Origin of the sequence: Acidithiobacillus sp., assembly GCF_023229925.1 — a bacterium.
Lineage (GTDB): Bacteria > Pseudomonadota > Gammaproteobacteria > Acidithiobacillales > Acidithiobacillaceae > Acidithiobacillus.
The window spans coordinates 427,557-450,495 of sequence record NZ_JALNYM010000002.1 but is presented as its reverse complement, the minus strand read 5'-3'; the positions used below and the strand labels follow the sequence as shown (position 1 = coordinate 450,495).

At 58.1% G+C, this 22,939-nt stretch carries 21 protein-coding genes; 18 read left to right on the top strand and 3 right to left on the bottom strand.

The annotated features are described in order from the left end of the window. Positions 1–2 precede the first annotated feature (2 nt). The 5 genes from M0P56_RS08660 to M0P56_RS08640 all read left to right on the top strand — a co-directional run bounded on the left by M0P56_RS08660 (position 3) and on the right by M0P56_RS08640 (position 3,753). A complete protein-coding gene (locus M0P56_RS08660) occupies positions 3–149 on the top strand; it encodes a hypothetical protein (RefSeq protein ID WP_291509647.1) in 147 nt (48 codons plus the stop codon). Between the two features lie 34 nt (positions 150–183). Beyond that, positions 184–996 (top strand): transcriptional initiation protein Tat, encoded by an 813-nt coding sequence (locus M0P56_RS08655; protein WP_291509646.1) that lies wholly within the window; start codon positions 184–186, stop codon positions 994–996. Between the two features lie 18 nt (positions 997–1,014). After that, complete coding sequence (locus M0P56_RS08650) at positions 1,015–2,031, top strand: substrate-binding domain-containing protein (RefSeq protein ID WP_291509645.1); 1,017 nt, start codon at positions 1,015–1,017, stop codon at positions 2,029–2,031. 52 nt (positions 2,032–2,083) lie between these two features. After that, entirely contained in the window at positions 2,084–3,166 is a 1,083-nt protein-coding gene (locus M0P56_RS08645; protein WP_291509644.1) for a TQO small subunit DoxD, read from the top strand. A 68-nt stretch (positions 3,167–3,234) separates the two neighbouring features. Further along, on the top strand, positions 3,235–3,753 hold the full coding sequence (locus M0P56_RS08640; RefSeq protein ID WP_291509643.1) for a TlpA disulfide reductase family protein: 519 nt from the start codon (positions 3,235–3,237) through the stop codon (positions 3,751–3,753). Between the two features lie 57 nt (positions 3,754–3,810). On the opposite strand, the gene M0P56_RS08635 is transcribed toward M0P56_RS08640, so the two are convergent. After that, complete coding sequence (locus M0P56_RS08635) at positions 3,811–4,209, bottom strand: rhodanese-like domain-containing protein (RefSeq protein ID WP_291509642.1); 399 nt, start codon at positions 4,207–4,209, stop codon at positions 3,811–3,813. Between the two features lie 500 nt (positions 4,210–4,709). On the opposite strand from M0P56_RS08635, the gene M0P56_RS08630 reads away from it, so the two are divergent. The 13 genes from M0P56_RS08630 to M0P56_RS08570 all read left to right on the top strand — a co-directional run bounded on the left by M0P56_RS08630 (position 4,710) and on the right by M0P56_RS08570 (position 19,700). Beyond that, on the top strand, positions 4,710–6,323 hold the full coding sequence (locus M0P56_RS08630) for an MFS transporter (RefSeq protein ID WP_291509641.1): 1,614 nt from the start codon (positions 4,710–4,712) through the stop codon (positions 6,321–6,323). Continuing rightward, positions 6,313–7,758, top strand: a complete 1,446-nt coding sequence (locus tag M0P56_RS08625) for a TolC family protein (RefSeq protein WP_291509640.1) — start codon at positions 6,313–6,315, stop codon at positions 7,756–7,758. Before M0P56_RS08630 ends, M0P56_RS08625 begins: the two co-directional genes overlap by 11 nt. Further along, positions 7,733–8,845, top strand: a complete 1,113-nt coding sequence (locus tag M0P56_RS08620; RefSeq protein WP_291509639.1) for an HlyD family efflux transporter periplasmic adaptor subunit — start codon at positions 7,733–7,735, stop codon at positions 8,843–8,845. Before M0P56_RS08625 ends, M0P56_RS08620 begins: the two co-directional genes overlap by 26 nt. Before the next feature lie 61 nt (positions 8,846–8,906). Then, positions 8,907–9,812 (top strand): LysR family transcriptional regulator, encoded by a 906-nt coding sequence (locus M0P56_RS08615; RefSeq protein WP_291509638.1) that lies wholly within the window; start codon positions 8,907–8,909, stop codon positions 9,810–9,812. Positions 9,813–9,909: 97 nt separating this feature from the next. Continuing rightward, positions 9,910–11,577: an energy-dependent translational throttle protein EttA gene (ettA, locus tag M0P56_RS08610; RefSeq protein WP_291509637.1), complete on the top strand. Its 1,668-nt coding sequence runs from the start codon at positions 9,910–9,912 to the stop codon at positions 11,575–11,577. A 144-nt stretch (positions 11,578–11,721) separates the two neighbouring features. Continuing rightward, a complete protein-coding gene (rpmH, locus tag M0P56_RS08605) occupies positions 11,722–11,856 on the top strand; it encodes a 50S ribosomal protein L34 (RefSeq protein WP_009560916.1) in 135 nt (44 codons plus the stop codon). Between the two features lie 4 nt (positions 11,857–11,860). Next, positions 11,861–12,211, top strand: a complete 351-nt coding sequence (rnpA, locus tag M0P56_RS08600) for a ribonuclease P protein component (RefSeq protein WP_366110034.1) — start codon at positions 11,861–11,863, stop codon at positions 12,209–12,211. After that, a complete protein-coding gene (gene yidD, locus M0P56_RS08595; RefSeq protein ID WP_291509635.1) occupies positions 12,208–12,423 on the top strand; it encodes a membrane protein insertion efficiency factor YidD in 216 nt (71 codons plus the stop codon). Before rnpA ends, yidD begins: the two co-directional genes overlap by 4 nt. 16 nt (positions 12,424–12,439) lie before the next feature. Further along, positions 12,440–14,035 (top strand): membrane protein insertase YidC, encoded by a 1,596-nt coding sequence (gene yidC, locus M0P56_RS08590; protein WP_291509634.1) that lies wholly within the window; start codon positions 12,440–12,442, stop codon positions 14,033–14,035. 29 nt (positions 14,036–14,064) lie between these two features. Then, a complete protein-coding gene (mnmE, locus tag M0P56_RS08585; RefSeq protein ID WP_291509633.1) occupies positions 14,065–15,420 on the top strand; it encodes a tRNA uridine-5-carboxymethylaminomethyl(34) synthesis GTPase MnmE in 1,356 nt (451 codons plus the stop codon). 183 nt (positions 15,421–15,603) lie between these two features. Beyond that, a complete protein-coding gene (locus M0P56_RS08580) occupies positions 15,604–18,249 on the top strand; it encodes a response regulator (RefSeq protein WP_291509632.1) in 2,646 nt (881 codons plus the stop codon). Next, positions 18,242–18,628, top strand: coding sequence for a response regulator (locus M0P56_RS08575; protein WP_291509631.1), 387 nt, complete (start codon positions 18,242–18,244; stop codon positions 18,626–18,628). The genes M0P56_RS08580 and M0P56_RS08575 overlap by 8 nt, the downstream gene beginning before the upstream one ends. Next, a complete protein-coding gene (locus M0P56_RS08570; protein WP_291509630.1) occupies positions 18,621–19,700 on the top strand; it encodes an HD domain-containing phosphohydrolase in 1,080 nt (359 codons plus the stop codon). Before M0P56_RS08575 ends, M0P56_RS08570 begins: the two co-directional genes overlap by 8 nt. Before the next feature lie 110 nt (positions 19,701–19,810). On the opposite strand, the gene M0P56_RS08565 is transcribed toward M0P56_RS08570, so the two are convergent. Continuing rightward, a complete protein-coding gene (locus M0P56_RS08565; RefSeq protein WP_291509629.1) occupies positions 19,811–21,169 on the bottom strand; it encodes a porin in 1,359 nt (452 codons plus the stop codon). Between the two features lie 184 nt (positions 21,170–21,353). After that, a complete protein-coding gene (locus tag M0P56_RS08560; protein WP_291509628.1) occupies positions 21,354–22,853 on the bottom strand; it encodes a PQQ-binding-like beta-propeller repeat protein in 1,500 nt (499 codons plus the stop codon). Positions 22,854–22,939: the final 86 nt, after the last annotated feature.

The window sequence follows — 22,939 nt, the reverse complement described above, 5'->3', positions numbered from 1 at the left end:
TAATGAAGGGTAACCAGCAGCTTGCCACCCGGATTCCTCCGGAAGTCCAGGCCGAGCGGCCGTTGGTCGTCTGCCAGTCCAGTGCCATTGTCGGCTATCTGCGCACCGAGCCCGCCGCCACCAGTCTTAATTCTGCGCAAAAGCAGTAGACGTTGTAGTTTGGCACGCCAAAAGGAGAGGACCATGAGTAACGAGCAAAATCTGCTGAGTCGTCGCGACGCCATGAAGCATGCATTGTGGGGCGCCGGAGCCTTGGCCGTGGGCGCTGTGGGTGCCCAAACGAACGCCGTAGCGGCCGGCCTGAGCGGGAGCCCAGGCAACTTGTTGCCCGCTGGTGCCAGGAGCCTGAAGGAACTCAGTGAACGCTTGGCCAAAACGCCGCGGCGGCGCGACTTCAAAACGGTTCCCATGATTCTCACCAACCCCGACCAATGGGATGACGCTGCTTTGCGGGAGATCATCCACTATGCCGGCGGCCCCAAACAGGCCTGGGATAATACGGACGTCTCCAGTCCTTGGCTGAACTTGATGCGCAATAGCATGAATGTACAGGTCTGGTCGTTCAATCATCCGGATTTCCTCTGCGTATCGGCTACCCATGGCACCGCCCACTGGGCCCTGTACGATGATTTCATTTGGAATAAATATCTGGTGCAGATGACCGGCGGAAAATGGAAAGGCAATGAGTGGATCAAAGAACCGCCGGCGGCGGCCGCCGACCCGGCCCACTTTGAGAACCCAGAAGGGCCTTTCTCGCCGAGGGATAACAGCGTGACGGTATTGCAGCGACGCGGCGCTGTTTTCCTGGGTTGTCATAACGGGATATGGGAAATTACCGAGGGATTGATCAAGAAAGGCATCAATCCCGATGGCCTCACCCATGAGCAGATGGCGGCCGAATTCACCAACCACCTCATTCCCGGTGTCATCCTGACGCCGGGGGTGGTAGGTACCTTGCCGGAACTCCAGTTGGCTGGCTTTCAGTACGCAAAATAATAGATCAAGAGGAGCGATATGATGACGAGAAGTAGCACACTACGGCTGGCCCCCCTGCTGGCAGCCGCCTCCCTGATGGTTTTTGGTACCTGCGCCATGGCGGCGGACAACGGCTGGGGTGCCCCAGGCGAGTTCAAAGGCTCGAAGAGCCAGGTATTTCCCCCCTGGCAAAATGGCACCAACAACCCGGCCACTCAAAAAGGGTTGGATTTCACTATCCCGGAAGTCGATAACCTGCCGGATTTTCACGGTAGCATTGATAACCCGCAACTGAGCATCTTCGTGGGGGGGAACTACTTTTTTGCGATGGCACCGCTGGTGGCGGCCTTTGAGAAGGAGCACCCGGAAATCAAAGGCAAAATATATTACGAGACCATTCCGCCGGGCTTGCTGATCCGACAGATGGAGCATGGCAATACCATTACGGTGGGGAACATGACCTGGACGGTCAAGCCCGACGTATACGCCGCCGGGTTGCAGAAAGTGGATTATTACGTTCAGCACGGCCTGTTGAAGGGGCCGGCGGTGCCCTATGTCACCAACGATCTCGCCATTATGGTTCCCAAAGGCAATCCGGCCCACATCACCGGACTCCAGGATCTGGGCAAACCCGGAGTGCGATTGGTCATGCCTAATCCCGCATGGGAAGGCATTGCCCGGCAAATCAAGATGAGCCTCACCAAGGTGGGCGGACCGGCGCTGGCCACCGCAGTGTATGACACCAAGGTAAAGAACGGCGAAACCATCCTGACGGAAATTCACCACCGCCAGAGTCCCATGTTCCTGATGCAAGGGCGGGCCGTTGCCGGCGTAACCTGGAAATCCGAAGCCATCTTCCAGGAAAAGATCGGCAATCCCATCAGCCACGTGGCGATTCCGGCCCGGTTCAATACTAAGGCCATCTATGCGGCCGCAGCGGTCAAGGATGCGCCTCACCCCAAATGGGCAGAGGCGTGGGTAAACTTTCTCAAGTCGCCAACGGCCCTGCACATCTTCGAAGAGTATGGCTTTCAGCCTTATACTCAGGGAAAGTGATCCACGCACTTATTAGGGGGGCATGGCCCCCCAGGTCATCAGGAGAAAGATCATGGGCAGTGCAACGAGCGTGAACGGTAGGGCGTATCAAGTGGATAGGGGATGGCGCCTGGCGGCGATAGGGCTGCTCGCCGTGCGCTTCGTGCAGGGTTGGATTTACTGGGGCGGCGGCTCCCGACGGTTTATTTATGGGCCGCAAAAACTGGATGCTTGGGGTGGCGGGCACTGGATGGCCTATAAATTTCAGACGGCCATGCCGGGTGCCCTGCTGGGCACGGAACATCTCGTTTCCTTCCTGCTGCAGCATTTCGTTCTTCTCTACGTCGGCGTAATTATCTTCAGTCTGGTAGAACTGCTTGCGGGGTTCATGCTCATCACGGGCCTGCTGACGCGCATCGCCGCCCTGACCACCATCGGCTTGTCCTTCGTGCTCATGTTTCTTTTCGGTTGGCAGGGAGCTACCTGCATAGACGAATGGACCATGGCTGCGTCGAACTTTGCGATGGGCGTGACCCTCCTGTTGGTGGGCGGGGGCGCTTATTCCCTGGACAACTGGCTCTTGGCGAAAAGGCCCGGCCTGGCACAAAAAGGATGGTTTCGCTGGATGGGCGGCAGCTTGCCTTTGCCTCTGAGCGACCAGGGGTACAAGAAATTCGCGATGGTGCTCTTTTGGATCGCCGTCGCTTTCATTGTCGGCACCTATAGCTACTATCGCGGCTCGGTGATCACCCCATTTCACGGCGGCCCGGTGAGCCCCTCCAAACATCATTGGTCCCTCGATAGCGGCCACCTGCAGGGGGACGGAACCGTGACCTTCCATGCCTATGTGGACGCGGGCACCCCCGAAGCGCCATCCAACGTGCTTCATGTGGAACTCGTCAACACCCGGGATGGCAGCGTGGTTGAGGATTGGGATAGCGCCAAGCTTGCCGCGTTACCCAAAACGGCCTTGAAAAACGACTACGATTATCAAAAAATTCATATCGGTAAATACGGTATAACCGGGCCGGTAGGTTCAAAGGCTACCATTACCCTGCCCCCGGCGACGAGCAATCTGAAGCTGCCGGCAGGTTCTTATACGCTCAAACTGGATTCGGTGAATGGCAGTGTCTGGACTATACCCTTGCAGCGCTGATTTGGAAAAACAGCGCGAATTCTTTGAATAGTAAAAAAAACGGGGGCTGTTTTTTGGGGACATCCATCATGCCGAAAACTATCTGGCCAATGACCAAAGTGGCCATAGTCGCCCTCATCGGAGCATTCTTGCTTTGGATGAGCCTTATTGGGCCGATTCTCCACAAGTCCGACGTGGTCACGACGCCCATTCCACTTGTGAACGGCCAAACCTTGGATTTACAGGCGCTGCGCGGCAAGGTCGTGGTATTGAATTTTTGGTCTCCTGACTGCCCGCCTTGTATCCACGAACTGCCCGAGCTTGAACGGCTTTATCAGTCCTATCGGTCACAGGGGCTGGTGGTGGTGGGTATCGCCACACCAGGATCATCCAGATCCAAAAGCCTCGCCGCCGCGGCCATGGCCCAGGTGACCTACCCCTTGTCCGTGGATCAAAATGGTTCCATCGCCCGTGCCGTGGGCGGCATAATGGTCACGCCTACGCAGGTAATCATCGATAAAGAAGGGCATGTGATCGACAAATACCAAGGCGTCGTTTCCGGGCAGGAGCCGATGGACGAGATACTGCGGGCGTTACACCAGAGATGAGTATGTACGGAGCCTAAAACGGTAGCAGCGGTCGCACCAAGGCATCGACCGCGTGGCTTATCCCAGCAAGGCGGCGGGTGTGGTCGGCAGTCCGGCACAGACCCACTCATCCATGCCGCCGACAACATTATATACCTCGCAGCGGCCATCCCTCAGTATGTCCAAAGCGCATTCCGCAGCTTCGCAGGAGCGGTTCCCGCTACCGCAAATAAAGTACAGATGGAAATAACCCGTGTCCTTGCGGTAGCTCACGACTTTTTCCAGATCGCAACCGAAATGAGCGTTATCTACCAGCATGTCGTCGCGAATCATCTTCCAGGGGATCAGGTGGGCGCCTGGTATCGGCCCGTACAGCGCATATTCCTCCGGACAGCGCACATCGATTACCGCCGAGTTGCAATCGTCCAGCGCAGCAAAGGCCTGTTGACATGTGGTTTCTTTGATCATGTAGGACATGGGGCCTGACTCACACAAGTATGCGCGGGAGCGGCGCCAGCATAGCACTCATTTTTGCAAACCGGGGTTACCCGGAACATCAGTCTGCCGCCCCTGCGCTTTTCAATGTTTCGCATCATATCAACCAGCATAATTAAGCACCGAAAATATTGCCAACTACAAAGACATTCGACATCCAACAAGGTTCCCCGAAGAATCGGGAGAAATGGGGTAGAGAACGCCGAAGTGCTGAGTCTAGCACGGCAGTGACGGACGACTAAACCCGCTCTGAAGTACTTCGAATAACAAAGAATTTGCAGTTTCCTGTCGTTGGACTTTCTGCCACCCGGTCCTTTGGGCTTTGCCTCATGGGGCGCCTGCCGATCCCGCCGACTGGCTTTCGCTGCCTCGTGCCTTCCTTGTGATGCGCAAAAGCCATCAGTTTCGGCCAGAAAATGCATTTTCCCGGCGTGCGGCAATCCTCTAGTATGCTTGGTGTCCCCACTGCTCCAGGTATCCACTTGGCTGTTCGCCCCGTTTCTCCCGTTGTCCCCGCCTTTTCCGGGATGGATGGCGTGCTGTTACTGCTCGGCCTGAGCAGCGGCCTGCTGCTGGCATCGTGGAGCCTCGCCTGGTCCATCCCGACGCTGCCGTACATCGCCGGAGCCTACAGCACCAGTCTCGATCACGCGATCTGGTCACTGACTTTTTACCTGCTGGCCTGGGCGCTCGCCGTCGTGCCCGCCACCTGGCTCTACCAGCGTTTCGGCGAACTGCGAATGTTTCAGATCTCCCTCATCCTGCTGATGGTGGCCACCCTGCCCGATGTATTCAGTGATCATTTCGGCTTATTTCTGGGTGGTCGGTTTCTGCAAGGCATGGCGGCGGGTTTTCTGACACCGCTGACCCGGCGATTGCTGATCCGCTATGCGCCGCCGCGCTGGCAAAAGACGGCGGCCGATCTCAGCATCGTCAATCTGGTGCTGCCCTTGCTCGCCGGACCCTCGTTGGCGGGCTGGATCGCCTACACCTGGGACTGGCGGGCGGCGGCGGTGCTGACTTTCCCCGTGGGTTTGCTGGCGTTGGGCATGGTTTCCGCCCTGTTGCGCGACGATCCCAATGAGCGCGTGCGCCAGCCCTTTGACTGGATCGGGCTGGCGCTGCTCGCTGCCTGGAGCGCGACCTTTCAGCTCGTGCTGAATCGTGGCGAGGACTGGAACTGGTGGGATGCGCCCGCCATCCGCTGGCTGACCGGCTTGGGAGCCGTGCTCCTTGTCGCCTTTTTCCTTTGGGAGAAGCATCAGCCGCAGCCCTGCCTGGATCTCAGTTTGTTGCGGCGACGGAATTACGTGCTGGCGCTGCCGGCACTCGTCTTCGGCTGGGGACTGCTGTTGGGCGGGAACAGCCTTTTTGTCTCGGCGCTCATCAGTCATGCCAACTACTCGGCTTTTTGGGCAGGCGTGGTGTTGCTGCCCATGGCCCTCGGTGGCGTACCGCTGATTGCGGTGATGGGGCCCATCTCGCATCGGGTGAACCCGCGCTGGCTGGCGACCATCTGTTTTGGATTCGTCGCCCTTTATGGATTCACTACGGAGCTCAACCTGCACAGCAATCTGAGCAGTCTGCTCCTCAGCCATTTGATCGAAGGCATCGCCATCGGGTTTTATCTGGTGCCCCTGAGCCTGATCATGTTTTCACGCCTGCCCCAGCGCCGCCTGCCTGCTGCGGCCACCTTGCAGAACTTTGTGCGGATTCTGGGTGGGGCCTATCTGTCGAGCGCTTTCTCGGCACTGTGGATGCGACATGGCGATACCTTCAGGGCGCACCTGGCCTGGCAATCCCCCTCCCTACCCTTGCTAAGCCTGCTGGAGCGCTGGCCGGTCAGCGGTCCCGCCGTGCAGGCCCTGTCCATTCAGCGCCTGACTACCCAGAGTGCCGTGCTGTCCATGCAATCCATGCTTTGGCTCTGGGGCTGGATGGCGCTGGTCGTGCTTGCCCTTGTATGGCTCACCAAAGGGCCGTACCGCCGCCGCGCCGGGCAGGTCCGGCGGGTCACCATCGAGCAGCAGATCATGGAAAGCGCCGGTTTTGACGCGGAACCGAGCCGGGAGGAGGATGCGAAACATGCACCGTAAGCGTTGGATTGCCGGGTATGCGGCACTGGGCATCGTAGCCCTCGGCGGCTGCGCGCCGACCATCCGCGCCCCTGGTCCCGCGGATGTCAAAGCCCCGGCCTGGGCAAAAAGCGTGCAGCAACTGGATGGCGTGCAATCGTTGCCCACCGGCGCGTGGCCGCAACAGGACTGGTGGACGGGGCTGGCCAGCGCCGGGCTCGATCAACTCATGGTCCGGGCACTGAGTCCAGCCAATCCGCGTCTGGCAGAGGCCATCGATGTGGTCCACTGGGCCGCATCGGTCAGCGCCTGGCGGGCGGCAGCCCTCGGCCCGCAGCTTTTTGGGCAGGCGGTCGTCACGCCTTTGCAGTTCAGCGGCAACAGCCCGCTGGGTGCGCTGGGTCTGGGCAACACACTCTATGACAGCGGTGATGTCGGACTCGGCTTTACGCAGGTGCTCGATTTCTGGGGCAAATATGCGGACCGTCTCAAGGCGGCTCTGGGTGAACAACGCGCCGCCGAAGCGCGACTGGCGGATACCCGCCGCCTGCTCGCCGCTGCCGTCGTCAATGCCTATCTACGCTGGGCGGAAGCCGAACGGCAGCTCGCCAGCCTCCGGCGTTTGCAGCACCTCTACCAGCAGCAGCAGGCGTTGTTGCGAATCCAACGACGTCTCGGCCTCGGGACTGATCTGCCCATTGCCGAGCTGTCTTTGCAGCTCCAGCAGAATACTGTCCGCCAGGCGCGTTGGCAGCAACGAGCGGCTGCCGCACGCTTCGCCGTGGCAGAGCTTGCGGCGATTGCGCCGGATGCCCTCCCGCTACGGCCGGTGGTGCCCGCGTCCGCAGGGATACCCACTCTGCCGCAGCATTTGAGTCTGGGCCTCCTTGCCCACCGTCCCGACGTGCAGGCGGCACGCGCATTGGCGCTCGCCAGTGTCGAGCAGACCAAAACCGCCCGTGCCGCCTTTTATCCGGATATTTCTTTCTCGGCCCTGCTGGATATGAACAGCGCCCACCTTGCTACGCTCCTGAACCCGGCGAGCTTCGCTTACCGCTTTGGACCGGCCTTGCAGCTGCCGATATTTACCAGCGGCGCGCTGACCAGCCGCTTCCGCGGCGCCGAGGCGCAGCAAGCGCAGGCGGTGGCAATTTACCAGAAAAGCATCCTGCAATCGGTCCAGCAGGTGCTGACGGCGCTGTCTGGGTACCAGCTGAGCCGGCAGGCCTGGCAGGCCGAGGCGGCCGGTACCGGCGCCACCCGCCAGCAGGAAAAACTGACCACCGCCGCGCAAGCGTTTGGCCTCAGCGACCGCACGGCGATGCTGCGGCAGCAGATCGCCCTCGTTCATCAGCAAATGGCCCAGCGCCGTGCCCGTTATGCGGCACTACAGGCCTGGGTCCAATTGGAAACCGCATTGGGAGGCGGCTATGACCAGTCCAGACAGCACCCCTGACAATGCGAGTAAGGCCGGGGCGGACCAGAGGCGGCGCAATCTCTGGATACTGGCCGCCGTGGTCCTGCTCGGTCTGCTGGTCTACGGCCTCTGGTGGTTGCTGATCGGACAGGAGCGGCTGGAGGTAGACGATGCCTATGTCGAGGGCAACCTTTACGCGGTGGATGCGCGCACGACCGGAACCGTCGCCGCGATCCCCGCCTACGACACCATGCGGGTGGAGGCTGGCTCCCCCCTGGTGATGCTTCGCGGGGAACGTGCTGGTCGCAAGCTGCAACAGGCGAAAGCACAACTGGCGCAGGCCCGGCAAGAGGCGCTGGCGCTGGTCCACGAGATTCAGGCCAGTCGCAGCAAGGAAGCGGCCCTGCGGGCCAGCCTGAACAGTGCGCAGCAGAAGGCCTGGCGTCTGCGGGCGTCGGCCAGCGCCGGTGCGAGCGAGGATATGGCCGCCATCACCGCTGCCGACGCGGTGCGGCGCCTGCAAGCCGAGATCGGCGCCGAATCGGCGCATAGCGCAGCCCTCACCGCGCAGCTCGGGGCCGCCGGGCCGGCGGGCAACCCCGCCGTACGTGTGGCGACGCAAGCCCTGGCCCTCGCCCGCCTGAACTGGACACGCCGTATCATCCGCGCCCCGGTCACCGGCATCGTCGCGCAGCAGGCGGTGCAGCCCGGACAGTGGGTGCGCGCCGGTCAATGCCTGTTCACCGTGGTGCCATTGCAGCAGATATGGGTCACCGCCAACGTCAAGGAAACCCGCCTGGCGGGGGTGCGCCCCGGCGCTGCGGTGACGCTGCAAGCCGATCTCTATGGTAACGCCGTCACCTATCACGGCTGGGTGGTGGGACTGGGAGGGGGCTCCGGCGCCGTCTTCGCGGTGCTGCCGCCGGAGAATGCCAGCGGCAACTGGATCAAGTTCACCCAGCGGGTGCCGGTGCGCATCGCCGTCGATCCCGGGGATTTGACCCGGCACCCGCTGCGTCCCGGTCTGACCATGACGGTACGGATCGCACTGCATGGCCCGTGGATACGGCGGCCGGTACCGGACTGGTTCCTGCGTTCCGCAGCCGCTTCACGCCCGTCCCGCTGACTGGCCGCCCCCGCTGGCCCTGGGCTACACTCGTAGTCCCGAATCCAGGAGTAATACCGAAGTGGACCTGCGTCATCTGCGCCATTTTGTAGTGCTCGCCGAAACCCTGAACTTTCATCGGGCGGCGATTCGCCTGCATCTCGCCCAGCCCTCCCTGAGCCGCAGCATCCGCGCTCTGGAAGACGAGATCGGGCTGCCGCTTTTTCTGCGCAACCAGCGGGAAGTCTCGCTCACGGCCGCCGGCCGGGTGCTCTTGCCCGAAGCCAGACAATTGCTGGCGCAGGCGCGGCGCACGGAGGCCCTGCTCGGCGATCTGCAACACGGTCAGGCCGGCACCTTGCGGATCGGCTTTCTTGCCTCCACCGCCATTGCCCTCCTGCCGGGGCTGCTGCGCAGTTTTCGTCAGCACTTTCCGCGGGTGCATCTGGAGTTGCGGGAGATGAGCAGCGATGCGCAGTTGCAGGCCCTGCGCGATGATCAGATTGATATCGGCTTCATCCGTGATGTGGACACCCTGCCAGATATTCATCAGCATCTGCTGCAACGGGAGGCGCTGATGCTGGTGCTCCCGGATGATCATCCCTTTGCCGCAGAGCGCGCCATAGCCCTCCACCGTCTGCACCATGAGTCATTGATTCTTCTGCGCCGCGAAGTGGCACCGGCGTCCTACGATCGCATTCTCGCCCAATGCCACATCCATGCCCTGAAGCCGCACATCCTGATGGAACTTGCCGATTCCAATGCCGTGTTCAGCGCGGTCATGGCGGGCCTCGGGTTGAGTTTCCTGTTCTCGGCCTTTGCAGAAATTCAACGTCCGGGAATCGTCTTCCGACCGCTGGAGGATACCTTGGGGGACAGTGAGGTCAGTCTCGCCTGGTGCCGGCGGCGGGAGGAGGACGGGAATCCGGCAGCGCTGACTTTTGTGACCATGGCGCAGCAGCAGTACGCGCTGCAGACCCAGCCTTGAGACCGGCGGCACAGTCCACATCAAATCCTGATTTGCGCTACACTGGGGCAACCCGCCCTCTGGCGGTCTGAACCCACTCTCTGGACGGAAAACTGGCATGGCGCAATACGTTTTTACGATGAATCACCTCAGCAAGATCGTGCCGCCCAAGCGCGCACTGCTCAAGGACATCTCCCTGTCCTTCTTTCCCGGCGCCAAAATCGGCGTGCTCGGCATGAATGGTGCTGGCAAGTCCACCCTGATCAAGATCATGGCGGGTGTCGACAAGGACTTTGAAGGTGAGGCGCTGCCCATGCCCGGTCTCAAAATTGGTTATCTGTCGCAGGAGCCGCAGGTCGATCCGAACAAGACGGTGCGCCAGGTGGTAGAGGAGGGCCTCGGTGACATCCTCGGCGCGCAGCAGGAACTGGAAGCCGTCTATGCCGCCTACGCCGAGCCCGATGCGGACTTTGACGCCCTCGCGGCCGAGCAGGCGCGCCTGGAGGCCGTTGTCGCCGCCGGTGATGGCCATCAGGCCGCGCAACAGATGGAAGTCGCTGCTGACGCCCTGCGCCTCGCCCCCTGGGACGCCTTGGTTGGCCCGCTATCCGGTGGTGAAAAGCGCCGCGTCGCCCTCTGCCGTCTGCTCATCAGTCGCCCTGACATGCTCCTCCTCGACGAACCCACCAACCATCTGGACGCCGAATCGGTGGACTGGCTGGAGCAATATCTGCAGCGCTTCTCCGGCACGGTGGTCGCCGTCACCCATGATCGTTACTTTCTCGACAACGCCGCCGAGTGGATTCTGGAGCTGGACCGCGGTCACGGCTTCCCCTACAAGGGCAACTACTCCGCGTGGCTGGGGCAGAAAGAAAAACGCCTGGAACAGGAGGCCAAAACCGAGGTGTCGCGCCTCAAAGCGATGCAGCACGAGCTGGAATGGGTGCGACAAAACGCCAAAGGCCGCCAGAGCAAAAGTAAGGCGCGCATGGCCCGCTTTGAAGAGCTGAGTTCCTACGAATACCAGACCCGCAATGAAACCCAGGAGATTTTCATCCCGGTGGCGGAACGTCTCGGCAACGAGGTGATCGAGTTCCGTGATGTGACCAAGGGCTTTGGCGACAAACTGCTTTTTGAACATCTCAGCTTTAAAGTGCCGCCGGGCGCCATCGTCGGTGTCATCGGCCCCAATGGGGCCGGTAAGTCGACATTTTTCCGCATGATCGTGGGTCAGGAAAGTCCGGATAGCGGCGAAGTCGTTCTCGGCTCCACCGTCAAGCTGGCCTATGTGGATCAGTCCCGCGATGCGCTCGCCGCCAAAAACAATGTCTGGGAAGAAATCTCCGGTGGACTGGACATCCTCACCGTCGGCAAGTTTGAAATCCAATCCCGCGCTTATTGCGGCCGCTTCAACTTCAAGGGTGCCGACCAACAAAAGCTGGTGGGACAATTGTCGGGCGGTGAGCGCGGCCGCCTGCATCTGGCCAAGACCCTGATCGCCGGCGGCAACGTCCTCCTTCTCGATGAACCTTCCAACGACCTGGATGTGGAAACCCTGCGCGCGCTGGAAGATGCCCTGCTGGAGTTCGCCGGCAGCGTTATGGTCATCTCCCATGACCGTTGGTTCCTCGATCGTATCGCCACCCACATCATCGCTTTTGAAGGCGACGCCCATGTGGAGTTCTTTGCGGGCAACTACCATGAGTATGAGGCCGACAAAAAACGTCGCCTGGGTGAGGAGGGCGCCCGGCCCCACCGCCTGCGTTACAAACCCATCGTGCGCTAAGGCCTTTTCTCAGGTAACGCCGAATGGCCCGCATCTCTGAAGGATGCGGGCCATTGAGCCTTGGAATGCGGCTTGGCGCCTTGACTTTTGTGCAGCATCTCCTTATCTTCTCAGCCCTTAAGAATTATCCGCAGGAATTGTCTCATGAAGCGTACTTTTCAGCCTAGCGTCGTTCACCGTAAACGGACCCACGGTTTCCGTGCCCGCATGGCCACCAAATCCGGCCGCCTCGTACTCAAGCGCCGTCGTGCCAAGGGCCGTCAGCGCCTCTGCCCGTAAGCCGATGAATCCGGCGCTGGCGCATCCTCATCGTTTTACCCGCGAGGATCGCCTCCGCCAGAAGGCGGCCATCCAGCGCACTCTCAAACAGGGGCGCAAGAAGGTCTTCCCAGAAGTGGTGATCTACACCTTGCCTAACGCATTGCCGCACCCCCGTCTGGGTTTGGCGGTGAGCCGCAAGGTGGGTAATGCCATAGTCCGCAACCGCGTCAAGCGGCGCTTGCGCGAAGCTTTCCGGCAGCAGTCGGTGCGCACACAAGGGCGTGATGTGTTGGTCGTGGCGCGAGCGAGTGCCCGGCAACTCAGCATGCGGGCCATGAGCGTCTATTTCCAGCAATTGCTGGGGAAGGCATGAGCGCACGGGGCGTGGCTGTCATGGTGGTGCGCGGCTATCAGTATGTCATCAGCCCCATGTTGGGACATCACTGCCGCTTTTACCCGACCTGTTCCGAATATACCTGTCAGGCCATCGAACGCTACGGCATTGCCAAGGGTTCCTGGCTGGGCATCAAACGCATCAGCCGCTGCCATCCCTGGCAGCCCGGCGGTATCGATCTCGTTCCTTAAAACGCCTTGGGGCCCCATGGATACTCAGAAGACTATTCTTGCCTTTGCACTTGCTGTGGTCATTTTCCTGCTGTTTCAGGCCTGGCAGGAGCAGAATGCGCCGAAGCCGACTGCCGTCCACCAAAGCATCACGACCCCCAGCACGCCAACACCCGCTGGGACTTCCGCGCCAGCGGCAGGGACCACGCCGATAGTCGCGCCGGTCAGTACCAGTTTCCTGCCAGCGACCGGACCCACGGTATCTTTCCAGACGCCGGTGTTCGCTGGCCAGATCAGCCTGAACGGCGGTGACATTCAAAATCTAGGCCTGCGTCATTATCCGCAGGCGGTGGATAATCCTGCACCTTACCCGATTCTCGACACGGCAGCCGCTAGGCTCACCATACAGCAGAGCGGCTTCGTCAGCAGCGACGGACAGACCTTGGTTGCCCAGTTTGCCGTTCCTGCCGTTCAGAGCGCCGATGGCCAGCCGGTCATCCTCACCGGCAAGGCCGGTCCCCTGACCGTCAAAAAAACATGGACATTCCAGCCCGACAGCTATGTGGTGGAGGAACACATCACCATCACCAATAACGGCTCTGCGCCGTGGGATGGCAGCTACTTCGACCAGTTCCTGCGCAACGACCGTGCCGAAAGTCACCTGTTTATGTCGATTTTCACCGGTGCAGTGCTCATGCATCAGGGCAATTTCAGCGAGCAGAGTTTTAGCGATATCCGTGACCATCCGGTGTTAAAGGCGGGTCCCGGCTGGGCAGGAATGATGGATCATTATTTCCTTGCCGCGATCCTGCCGCCGGAACAGGCCCAGACCCAAGTCTATGCGCGCCCCTCGGGTGCGAATTATGTCGCTGGCATCCGTACTCCGCTGCCGATGCTAGCGCCCGGCCAGAGCACCACCATCACCCAGCAACTTTTCCTTGGACCGAAGCAGCAGCAAGCCTTGGCTGCCATGGGCCGCGGCCTGGAGCAGACCGTGGACTACGGCTGGTTCGCCATCATTGCCGAGCCCATGCATGTGGTGCTGAGCTGGTTCCATGGACTGGTCGGCAACTGGGGGCTGGCGATTGTCCTGTTGGTCATAGTGGTCAAGTCCATCTTCTTCTACCCCTCGGCTATCAGTTACCGCTCTATGGCCAACATGCGCAAGTTGCAGCCGAAGCTGGAGAAGCTGAAGAAGGAGGTTGGTGACGATCGCCAGAAACTCGGCGCGGCCATGATGGAGTTGTACCGCAGCGAAAAGGTGAACCCCATGGCGGGCTGCCTCCCCATCGTGCTGCAGATGCCTTTTTTCATGGCCCTGTACTGGGTACTGGTGGAGAGTGTGTCCCTGCGGCAGGCGCCCTTTATCCTCTGGATTCATGATCTGGCCATACCGGATCCTTACTATATCCTGCCCCTGCTCATGGGCGTGTCCATGTTCTTCCAGCAGCGCCTCAATCCGGCACCGGTGGATCCGATGCAAAAGCGCATCATGTCCGCCCTTCCGGTGATTTTCGCGGTATTCTTCTCCTTCTTTCCGGCGGGCTTGGTACTGTACTGGCTGACCAACAATTTGGTCTCCATCGGCCAGCAGTACCTGATCACCCGCCATATCATGGCAGCCAAGGACTAGGATGGACCAGTCCGTGTGGAGTTAAAGGCATGGACTACCAACAGGGAGATACTATTGTCGCGATTGCCACGCCGCCAGGAGAAGGCGGCGTGGGCATTTTGCGTCTCTCTGGACCAGAGGCCTTGTCCATCGCGACGGCGCTCTGCGGCGGATCGAAAGTAAAACCCCTGATGCCCCGCCATGCCCATTTCCGCCGTTTTCACGCCCGCGACAGCAGCATGATCGATCATGGCGTCGCCCTCTACTTTCCCGCCCCCCACAGCTACACTGGCGAAACCGTTGTGGAATTGCAGGGCCATGGTAGCCCGCTGGCTCTCGCCAGTCTGCTCACCGAGGCCATCGCTCTGGGCGCACGGGCGGCGCGTGCCGGCGAGTTCAGTGAAAGGGCCTTTCTCAACGGTCGTCTTGATCTTGCCCAGGCCGAAGCAGTTGCCGACCTCATCCACGCGCGCAGCGGCGCCCAGGCACGCGCTGCAGCGGCGAGCCTGGAGGGTGCCTTCTCGCAGGCGGTCGATGGCATCCATGGCCAGCTCCGGCAACTCCTCGCCCTCGCCGAGGCCGGACTGGATTTCAGTGAAGAAGACCTCGGCGATGCCCATGAACAGGCCATCGCCGATGGCCTGATGCGGCTGGAAAGCCAGATCGCCCGTCTGCTCAAGCAAGCGCAACAAGGCGCCCGACTCGCCCGCGGTGGTCGCGTGGTGCTTGTCGGACGACCCAACGTCGGTAAATCCAGCCTGATGAACGCGCTCGCCCAGCGCGAGTCGGCCATCGTCACTGCCATCCCCGGTACCACCCGCGACCTGCTCCGCGAAGAGATCGTCCTCGATGGCCTGCCGGTGGAGCTTATCGATACCGCCGGGTTGCGCGCGGCCACGGATGCCGTGGAGGCGGAAGGCATCGCCCGCGCCCGCAACATACTGCACAGTGCGCAACTGATCCTGCTGGTGGCCGATGCGAGCGCGGGATGGCAGGCGGAGGACGAAGCCATCCTGCGCGACCTGCCGGAAGGATCGCGCCGTATCATCTGGAACAAGCTGGATCTGGTTTCTGCACCGCCCGACACCCCGGCGGGTGAGGTGGCCATCGCCCTCTCCGCGCAAACCGGCGCAGGCCTTGAGGTATTACACGGCAGCTTGATTGAAGCACTCGGCGTGCAGGGCGACAGTTGCCCCTTCAGCGCCCGCCGTCGCCATGTCGAGGCATTGGAAAGCTGCTTGCATCAACTCGTCGCCGCCCGCGACATGCACCGCCTGGGGGATGCCCCCGAACTGGTCACCCAGTCCCTGCGTGAAGCCGCAATGGCGCTGTCCAGCATCACCGGGCGTATGGATGTAGAAGATATTCTCGGCGAGATTTTTTCGCGCTTTTGTATCGGAAAATAAAGCGGGCCGCATCCAAAAAACTTAACATATTTGAAGAAGGACGCTATCCTTAAAAATATGGGCCCCGTATTCTCGACAGAAAAGAAAATATTCGCAGGCTTTAGCTTGGCCGTATTGGCGCTTATCCTGGTGGGGGCCCTGGCCTTTCGCACTGCAGCTGGCTATGTCCGAGCATCTTATTGGGTGGAACATACTCAGACGGTACTACGGAGCCTTGACCGCTGCTGGGCACTGATCAATGAAGCGGAAACCGCGCAGCGCGGCTATCTCCTTACCGGCAATTCTTTCTATCTCCAGGAACGTCAGGATGTAACCCAGCGTTTTCAAACCGTGCTGGATGATTTGCCGAGCAAGGTGACGGACAACCCGCTCGAAGAGCGTCGGGCGGTGGCGCTACGGCAGCAGGCGCTGAAACGTTTAGAGATTCTTGATCGTGTTCTTGACGCGTACGAAAAGCAGGGCCTTCCGGCAGCCCAGGCGATGCTGGGTGCGGACGAAGGAATCGCCGAAATGACGGCGGTGCACGATCTGGTCGAGAAAATGCGTACGACCGAGAGCGGTCTGCTCAAGAAACGCACCGAGGCGGCCCAAGAGGCGGGTACGGCAACATTATGGGCTATTGGAATCACGGTTGTTTTGCTGATGGCCCTGCTTATGGGGCTTTTTTGGCAAATCAGCAAAGAGGGGCGTGTGCGTCGCGAAGCGGAAAGGGGGCTGGAGGAGTCCCTGCGTATTGAAAGTAGTCAAGGACAGATTCTTGCCCTTTTTAGTGGTTCCAGTTTGGGGTTAACCGAAATTCTTCAACAAGTGCTGAGCATCTTGGCGGAGAATCATCCCTTCCCGGTTTCTGCATTTTATCGCTACGACGAATGGCAGGGCCTCTATGTTCTGGCTGCGCACCGGGGCACTGATAGACAACTGGCAAACAGTTTTCAGCGTGGAGAGGGGGTTCTGGGCGAAGCGGCCGTGTCGGACCATCTGCAACGCTTGAGGCGACCCGACGATGATCGCTCTGGGTTTTTGGTGGACGCAGGGGTCTGTCAGGTTCGACCTGCAGAGATCGCCATGGTGCCGATCCGTTATCAGGAGCAGCGATTCGGGGTGCTGGTGGTGGCCTCGTTACAAGCACTCAGCGAGAGGAAGACCACCTTCCTGGAGAAGCTTTCCCTGGAAATGGGCGCTGCCCTGAACCACATCGCTCAGAAAGAAAACCAGCAAATCATGGCCGTTGAGTTGCGCAAACAAAGCGAAGAACTGCTGGAGAGAAATCAGTTGCTACGCATGGCGGATCAGGCCAAGTCCGACTTTCTGGCCAACATGTCCCATGAGTTGCGTACCCCCCTGAATGCCATTATTGGTTTTTCCGAGTTGTTGAAGGATGGCGTCATGGGCGATCTTAGCCCTGAACAAAAAGATGCCACCGCGGATATTTTTGAAAGCGGCCAGCATCTCCTCTCTCTCATCAACGATATTCTGGACCTCTCTAAAGTGGAGGCGGGGATGATGAAGCTGGAGTTGGAAGCGACGAACCTCCACGATTTGCTCCAGGGCTCTTTGGGAATTGTCAGGGAAAAGGCGGTGGCCCATCAGATATGCCTGAACCTCGAAGTGGAACCAGATTTTCCTCCCGTTTACCTGGATGCGCGCAAGACCAAGCAGATTCTGTACAACCTGCTGTCCAACGCGGTGAAATTTACTCCCGATGGGGGTCAGATAACGCTTTGCGGGCGCAAAAGAGGCGATTTATCGGGCCCGGAATTTGCCGCCTACCCCAGTTGGCTGGAAATCAGTGTAACCGATACGGGTATCGGTATCGCCAAAAAAGACCAGGGTCGGCTTTTCAAACCCTTTGTCCAGGCTGACAGCGGTTTGGATCGTCGCTATGAAGGTACCGGCCTCGGTCTTTCCCTCGTCAAACGTCTTGCAGAACTGCACGATGGGCAAGTAACCATGGAAAGTACGCTTGGGGAAGGATCGACCTTTCATGTCTGGATTCCCTGGCGAGAGGAGGCCGTTCTTGCAGAGGCGGATCCCGTGAAGGCGGTTTTTGCCTCCCAAATCGATCGCTCCGCCTTGGTGGTAGAGAATGATGCTGCTACCGCGACCCTCCTGCAAGGTTACTTGAGAAGTGACGGATTTCGCGTGCGCTGGGCTCGCGACTCTGTTGGCGGTTTAAATATGGCGCGTGAAGAGCGTCCGGATCTCATCATTTTGGAGATGAATCTGTCAGGCAAGGACGGCTGGGATTTTCTCGCGGCCCAGCGCCAGGATGATCGTCTGGCCACCATTCCGTTGGTAATTACCAGTATGGATTCAGAACAGGGTTCGGGCTTCTCCCTCGGGAGTGTTCAAGTGCTGCAGAAACCCGTCGAAATGGAACGTCTGGAAGAAATTCTGCGAAAACTCGGGTTTGTGGTGACCAAACAGAATCGCCCCGTGATCCTGGTCGTCGATGACGATGCGCGGGCGGTGGAAATCATTAACCGCCAGCTGAGCAACAGTGGTTACGAAGTCATCAGTGCTTACGGTGGGCGAGATGCCGTGACCATGGCAGAACATCTTCATCCCGATCTGATCCTGCTGGACCTGATGATGCCGGAATTCAACGGCTTCGACGTCGTGGACGCGCTGCAGAAAAATCCAAGCATGGCGGCCATCCCGGTTTTGGTTTTGACGGCTAAAATCATTACGCCAGAGGATCGCCGTCGTCTGAATGGACATATACTGAAGATCATGGAAAAGGCCGGTTTCCGGCGCGACCAATTCCTCGGGGAGGTGCGCCGCGCCTTGAGCACCGCCCATTCCCGCCAAGGGGAAGGCCGTGCCTAAGCGAATTCTGATCATTGAAGATAATATGGTCAACTATAAGCTTGTGGGTATTATCTTGCGTAAAGCCGGCTATGAAATTCTACATGCGGGCGATGCAGAACAGGGAGTTGCCACCGTCCGTGCTGAACATCCAGACCTCGTTCTTATGGACATTCATCTGCCTGGCATGGATGGGCTGACAGCGATTCGCATCCTAAAGGGAGATTCCGCGACGCAGCGAATTCCCATTCTGGCTCTCACGGCACTGGCTATGAAAGGGGATGAGGAAAGCATTTTTGCCGCTGGTTGTGATGCTTATCTCAGTAAGCCGATAGGTCATCAGGCGCTTATAGATATTGTAGGCCGTTTTGTTTTGCCGCAAGAGGAAGCCGATGCCTGAACAGCGTGCCATGATCCTGGTAGTGGATGATGAAGGGAGTAGCCGTCGTCTGCTCACGGCTTTGTTGCAGAACGATGGTTATGAGGTGCTGGCGACGTCCAGCGCTCAGGAGGCATTGGAGCGGCTTCCGGACCGCCGACCGGACTTGATACTCACGGATGGTATGATGCCTCAGATCAGTGGGTTCGAACTGGCGGCGCGTCTCAAGGCAGACTCCCGCTATGCTCACTTACCCATCATCGTCGTCACGGCCCTTGATGACCGCGAAACACGTTTGCGCGCCTTGGAGGCGGGCGTAGATGACTTCCTCGGCAAACCGATAGACCGAGCGGAATTGCGCGTGCGAGTACGCAATATCCTGCGGCTCAAGGATTATGGCGACCGAATTCAACGGAACAATGAAATTCTGGAAACCACCGTACGGCAGCGCACGGCCCAGTTGCACGATAGCTATTTGCATACTATCGACGTTCTTTTGCGCGCCGCTGAGAAAAAGGACGAAGAAACGGGGGCTCATATTCAGCGCATCGCCTATTACTGTAAGGAGATGGCACAGCAACTGGGCATGGGGAAAGATTTTGTCGACCTCATTTTTGTGGCGAGCCCTATGCACGATGTGGGAAAGATTGGGATTCCCGATCAGATCCTGCTGAAACCTGGTCCTCTGGATGTTGCGGAATGGGCCGTTATGCGTACGCACACCACGATTGGCGCCAATATTATTGGCCAACACAACATTTCTCCCGAGTTACAGATGGGATGGGAAATCGCTCTGGGTCACCATGAACGATGGGATGGAAGTGGTTATCCTTTCGGTAAAAAGGGCAATGAGATCCCTCTGCCTGCGAGGATGATGGCACTGGCCGACGTCTATGACGCCTTACGAAGCAAGCGCCCTTATAAAGAACCATTTAATCATGAAAGAGCAATGGATATTATTGTAAAGGGAGATGGGCGGGTTAAACCAGAGCATTTCGATCCTGATATTTTAGCCGTATTTCCTCGCGCCGCCTCCAGCTTTGCGGAGTGCTACGCCGCATTAACCGATTGCAACGTCCCGATGGATGGGTAGTCGCTACTTGGAGTTGTTGCCAGGCGGTTGACCAATGTGTGTGGCACAGAAACCAGAAAATACCCACCGGCAAAGCCGATGGGTATTTGCGATTGCTAAGCCCGCAAATGTCAGAACGCAACAAACGCGGTAATTGCAATCTCATTGTCGGCGGCATTGGCGACACTTTCAGGCAATGCTCTTTGTGCAGGTGGGATGCTCGACAGATTAGGTATTTTCACGCTTCTGGCAAAATAGTCAACCATGACCCGGGTAAACTTTGTAATATGATATTGGCCACCAATCGCCCAGGTTTTGAATACTCTCTCCTGTGGAGCGATATTGGGTAGCCGGTCATAGAAGTCATAGCGCAGATCAAGTTCTAACCGGTTGGTCACAAAAAAACCGCCGGAAACGTAATATCCACTAGCCTTATTCTGGCTTCCAGGATAAACCTGGGATTCCGTAAGCGCAGGTGGTGCCGCTAGATAGGTGTTAAATACCGCAGGAGCATCAATCATCCCGGAACCGCGCATATATTCAAACTTTGCCCATCTTCCCCAACGGTGCATGTATCCCTGCGTATACGTTAAGCCAAGGCCTTCTCTGGTCATGGAGTAAGATTGTCCGTTAAAAATAGGGTTCGCATGCTGATACCAGAGGAATCCCGTCACATCACTGCGGAATGGCCCACGATCAGGTCCAAATCCCTTTAAAAGGTAGGATGCCTGCACACGCCCGGCAACCAGTGGTCCGTTTGAGCTGTTAGTCGCTGTCAGTCGCCCAAAGTTGCCGACCATAATCCCATATGCGTACTCCATATTCCCTGCACGAAACCAGTCCATTACTTCTGCGCCAGGATACCGGAAGGCATTATTCCCCAATACGTTGGTCCCAGGGACAGAATAGCTGCCGTATGGACCTGACGTATACGTGGTGTTTGCAGAATAAAACGGCTGCAATATTAGCTGTTGGGTGACCGTAGTATAATTAAATCCAAATGCAAAGTTTGGGTATCCCTGCATGGCTTCTTCTGCCCCGGGCGCGCGTATGATACCCGCTTCAATGCGGGCGCCAGGTATATAACTAAATGTAGCGTGGGCATCCATAAGCTGCGGCGTATAGTTGCCGCCGATGTGCGTAAACTGGTTGTTTCCAAACTCGCCGGCCATCATGTATGAAATATGCTTATTGATGTTCCCTCGCAGCATAATGTGCGCGAAGAGAATATTAAATGATTTGCTGGAGGTGTCTTGTGGAGCCACCAAGTTGATTTTCGGGATCTGGCCGTTTGCTGCTGCGGTTCCATTCATATACTTGTATAGCGGAATAATAAACCCGCTGAGGTGCACGAGCGGTGCTTTTGGTGGAGAAATGCCCTCCAGCTTGAACCAATTTGCAGCGCTGGCCGATTCTATTGACCCTGTAGCCAGGGCCGCGCAGGCAAGCGCACAACGGATAAATTTTACTGTTCTTTTGTCCTTCCTCATCTCTATCTCCTTTAGGCATCGCGCTAAGCGTGCTCATTTAGTTGTCTGCATCAGATGTTCTAAAACGGCCCCTTGGTCCTTCATTACATGGCGGCCGTCATAGCCAGAGCGGAGTTTCTCAACTGCTTGTATAAAATGGAGAATATCCATGTTATCTGACAAACCGACAACATGGATATAAATGTTAACTGTTAGGGTTTACCGTTTTTAACGGCATCGCCATGATCCAGTCCCAGGAGCTGGTAAGGTAGACGGTGCCGCCAACGATTACCGGACTTTCGATACCGAACTGGCCACCTATGTGATGTTGATGAAGTTCCTTGCCGGTCGCAGGATTGACAACAAAGATATATTGTCCGGTAGTTATGTACAGTAATCCGTGGTAATAGGTCGGAGCGGCACGCCCCGCGCCTGCGGCGACTTTTGTTGGGACATGCCATGTCCACAATAGTTTGCCGGTTTTTAATTCATAGGCCTGATAGGTCGATGCCACTGGATTGCCAACATATACGATGTTGTCATGGATCATTGGCACGCCCCCTTTAAATGCGGGGATCTTTGCTCCGCTGCCCATGCTTCTGGTCCAAAGCACCGCACCTGTCTTGGCATCAAATGCGCGAATAACGTTGCCGAATCTCGCCTTTTTATTTGCTTGTGGCGTCGTTGTAGCGTCAAGCACCACGACACCGTCAGCCGCCGCCGGGGAAACGTCACCAATGCCCGTATTGCTCGCACCCGGTATCGTGCCCTTCCATACGACATGCCCGTTTGACTCGTTCAGGCAATAAAGGTATGGCTTGATGGCCATGGCAAAATAAATGTTGTGATCATAGGCCGTCACGCTGGACATGTTGTCCATACCGCCAACATGGGTTTTCCACAGCTGCTTTCCGGTGGTGGCATTGATACCAAACGCATTTCCGGCGCCATCCGCTATAAACAATAGGTGGTTATCATAGGCTGGGGTCGCCATGGTTTCGCCCGGTGTGGGAAAGTACCAAAGGAGTTTTCCATTCTCTCGATTAAGAGCATATATTCCGTTAAAACTTACATTCAGTCCGCGCGCCGAGGCCGATGGACTATGGGCGTATCGGATGACGTTCGCGAAGTTAAATCCAACGCTGCCCGCTGATAAATATACCGTATTTCCAACTACCAGCGGATTTCCCATCAAATTATTTCCGACCGGGCTCGCCCGCCATATCAGTTTCCCGGTTTTCGCATTAACCGCATATGCAAACATGTCATCGCTTTCTGCATAAACAACGCCTTTGACAACAGAAGGTCCCAGCGCATTGCCATAAAATTGGGTTTGCGTTACGGCAGCTTCTGCCATCCCATAGGTTTTATGCCCGAACGGCGGGCTGGTCAGCGGCCATGCGCGGGCTTCCGGAAACGACCATGATACGCCGTCCTTAATCCATTTCGGCGCATTGTTAGACACCGGGAACGCGGCATTGTGAGCAGGGTTAGCGTATGCGTGTGTCCATTCGGATGGGCCAACCGTTGCATCTACTCCAGAGGGTGCGTTTTCCGGGTGAGATACCGTCCGATATGGGCCTGTTGAATCCATAGGAACAGCGACCGATGCTGACGCCAAAGGCACGCAGCCAAAAATGGCTAACAACATTGAAGACAAAAGAATTGTGTTATATGGAATGTGTTTCTGTACAATACGCGGCATGTGAGACCTCCGGAAATGAAAACAGGAATCCTGTCGCAGCATAGATGATGTGTGTACTAGGAGACCTATAAAGCGCATTTCCCCCT

What these genes read in the sequence shown, in the direction of transcription:
- M0P56_RS08660 (WP_291509647.1), top strand. Translation starts at nt 3, where the DNA reads ATGAAGGGTAACCAGCAGCTTGCCACCCGGATTCCTCCGGAAGTCCAG.
- M0P56_RS08655 (WP_291509646.1), top strand. Translation starts at nt 184, where the DNA reads ATGAGTAACGAGCAAAATCTGCTGAGTCGTCGCGACGCCATGAAGCAT.
- M0P56_RS08650 (WP_291509645.1), top strand. Translation starts at nt 1,015, where the DNA reads ATGATGACGAGAAGTAGCACACTACGGCTGGCCCCCCTGCTGGCAGCC.
- M0P56_RS08645 (WP_291509644.1), top strand. Translation starts at nt 2,084, where the DNA reads ATGGGCAGTGCAACGAGCGTGAACGGTAGGGCGTATCAAGTGGATAGG.
- M0P56_RS08640 (WP_291509643.1), top strand. Translation starts at nt 3,235, where the DNA reads ATGCCGAAAACTATCTGGCCAATGACCAAAGTGGCCATAGTCGCCCTC.
- M0P56_RS08635 (WP_291509642.1), bottom strand. Translation starts at nt 4,209, where the DNA reads ATGTCCTACATGATCAAAGAAACCACATGTCAACAGGCCTTTGCTGCG.
- M0P56_RS08625 (WP_291509640.1), top strand. Translation starts at nt 6,313, where the DNA reads ATGCACCGTAAGCGTTGGATTGCCGGGTATGCGGCACTGGGCATCGTA.
- M0P56_RS08620 (WP_291509639.1), top strand. Translation starts at nt 7,733, where the DNA reads ATGACCAGTCCAGACAGCACCCCTGACAATGCGAGTAAGGCCGGGGCG.
- ettA (WP_291509637.1), top strand. Translation starts at nt 9,910, where the DNA reads ATGGCGCAATACGTTTTTACGATGAATCACCTCAGCAAGATCGTGCCG.
- rpmH (WP_009560916.1), top strand. Translation starts at nt 11,722, where the DNA reads ATGAAGCGTACTTTTCAGCCTAGCGTCGTTCACCGTAAACGGACCCAC.
- rnpA (WP_366110034.1), top strand. Translation starts at nt 11,861, where the DNA reads ATGAATCCGGCGCTGGCGCATCCTCATCGTTTTACCCGCGAGGATCGC.
- yidD (WP_291509635.1), top strand. Translation starts at nt 12,208, where the DNA reads ATGAGCGCACGGGGCGTGGCTGTCATGGTGGTGCGCGGCTATCAGTAT.
- yidC (WP_291509634.1), top strand. Translation starts at nt 12,440, where the DNA reads ATGGATACTCAGAAGACTATTCTTGCCTTTGCACTTGCTGTGGTCATT.
- mnmE (WP_291509633.1), top strand. Translation starts at nt 14,065, where the DNA reads ATGGACTACCAACAGGGAGATACTATTGTCGCGATTGCCACGCCGCCA.
- M0P56_RS08570 (WP_291509630.1), top strand. Translation starts at nt 18,621, where the DNA reads ATGCCTGAACAGCGTGCCATGATCCTGGTAGTGGATGATGAAGGGAGT.
- M0P56_RS08565 (WP_291509629.1), bottom strand. Translation starts at nt 21,169, where the DNA reads ATGAGGAAGGACAAAAGAACAGTAAAATTTATCCGTTGTGCGCTTGCC.
- M0P56_RS08560 (WP_291509628.1), bottom strand. Translation starts at nt 22,853, where the DNA reads ATGCCGCGTATTGTACAGAAACACATTCCATATAACACAATTCTTTTG.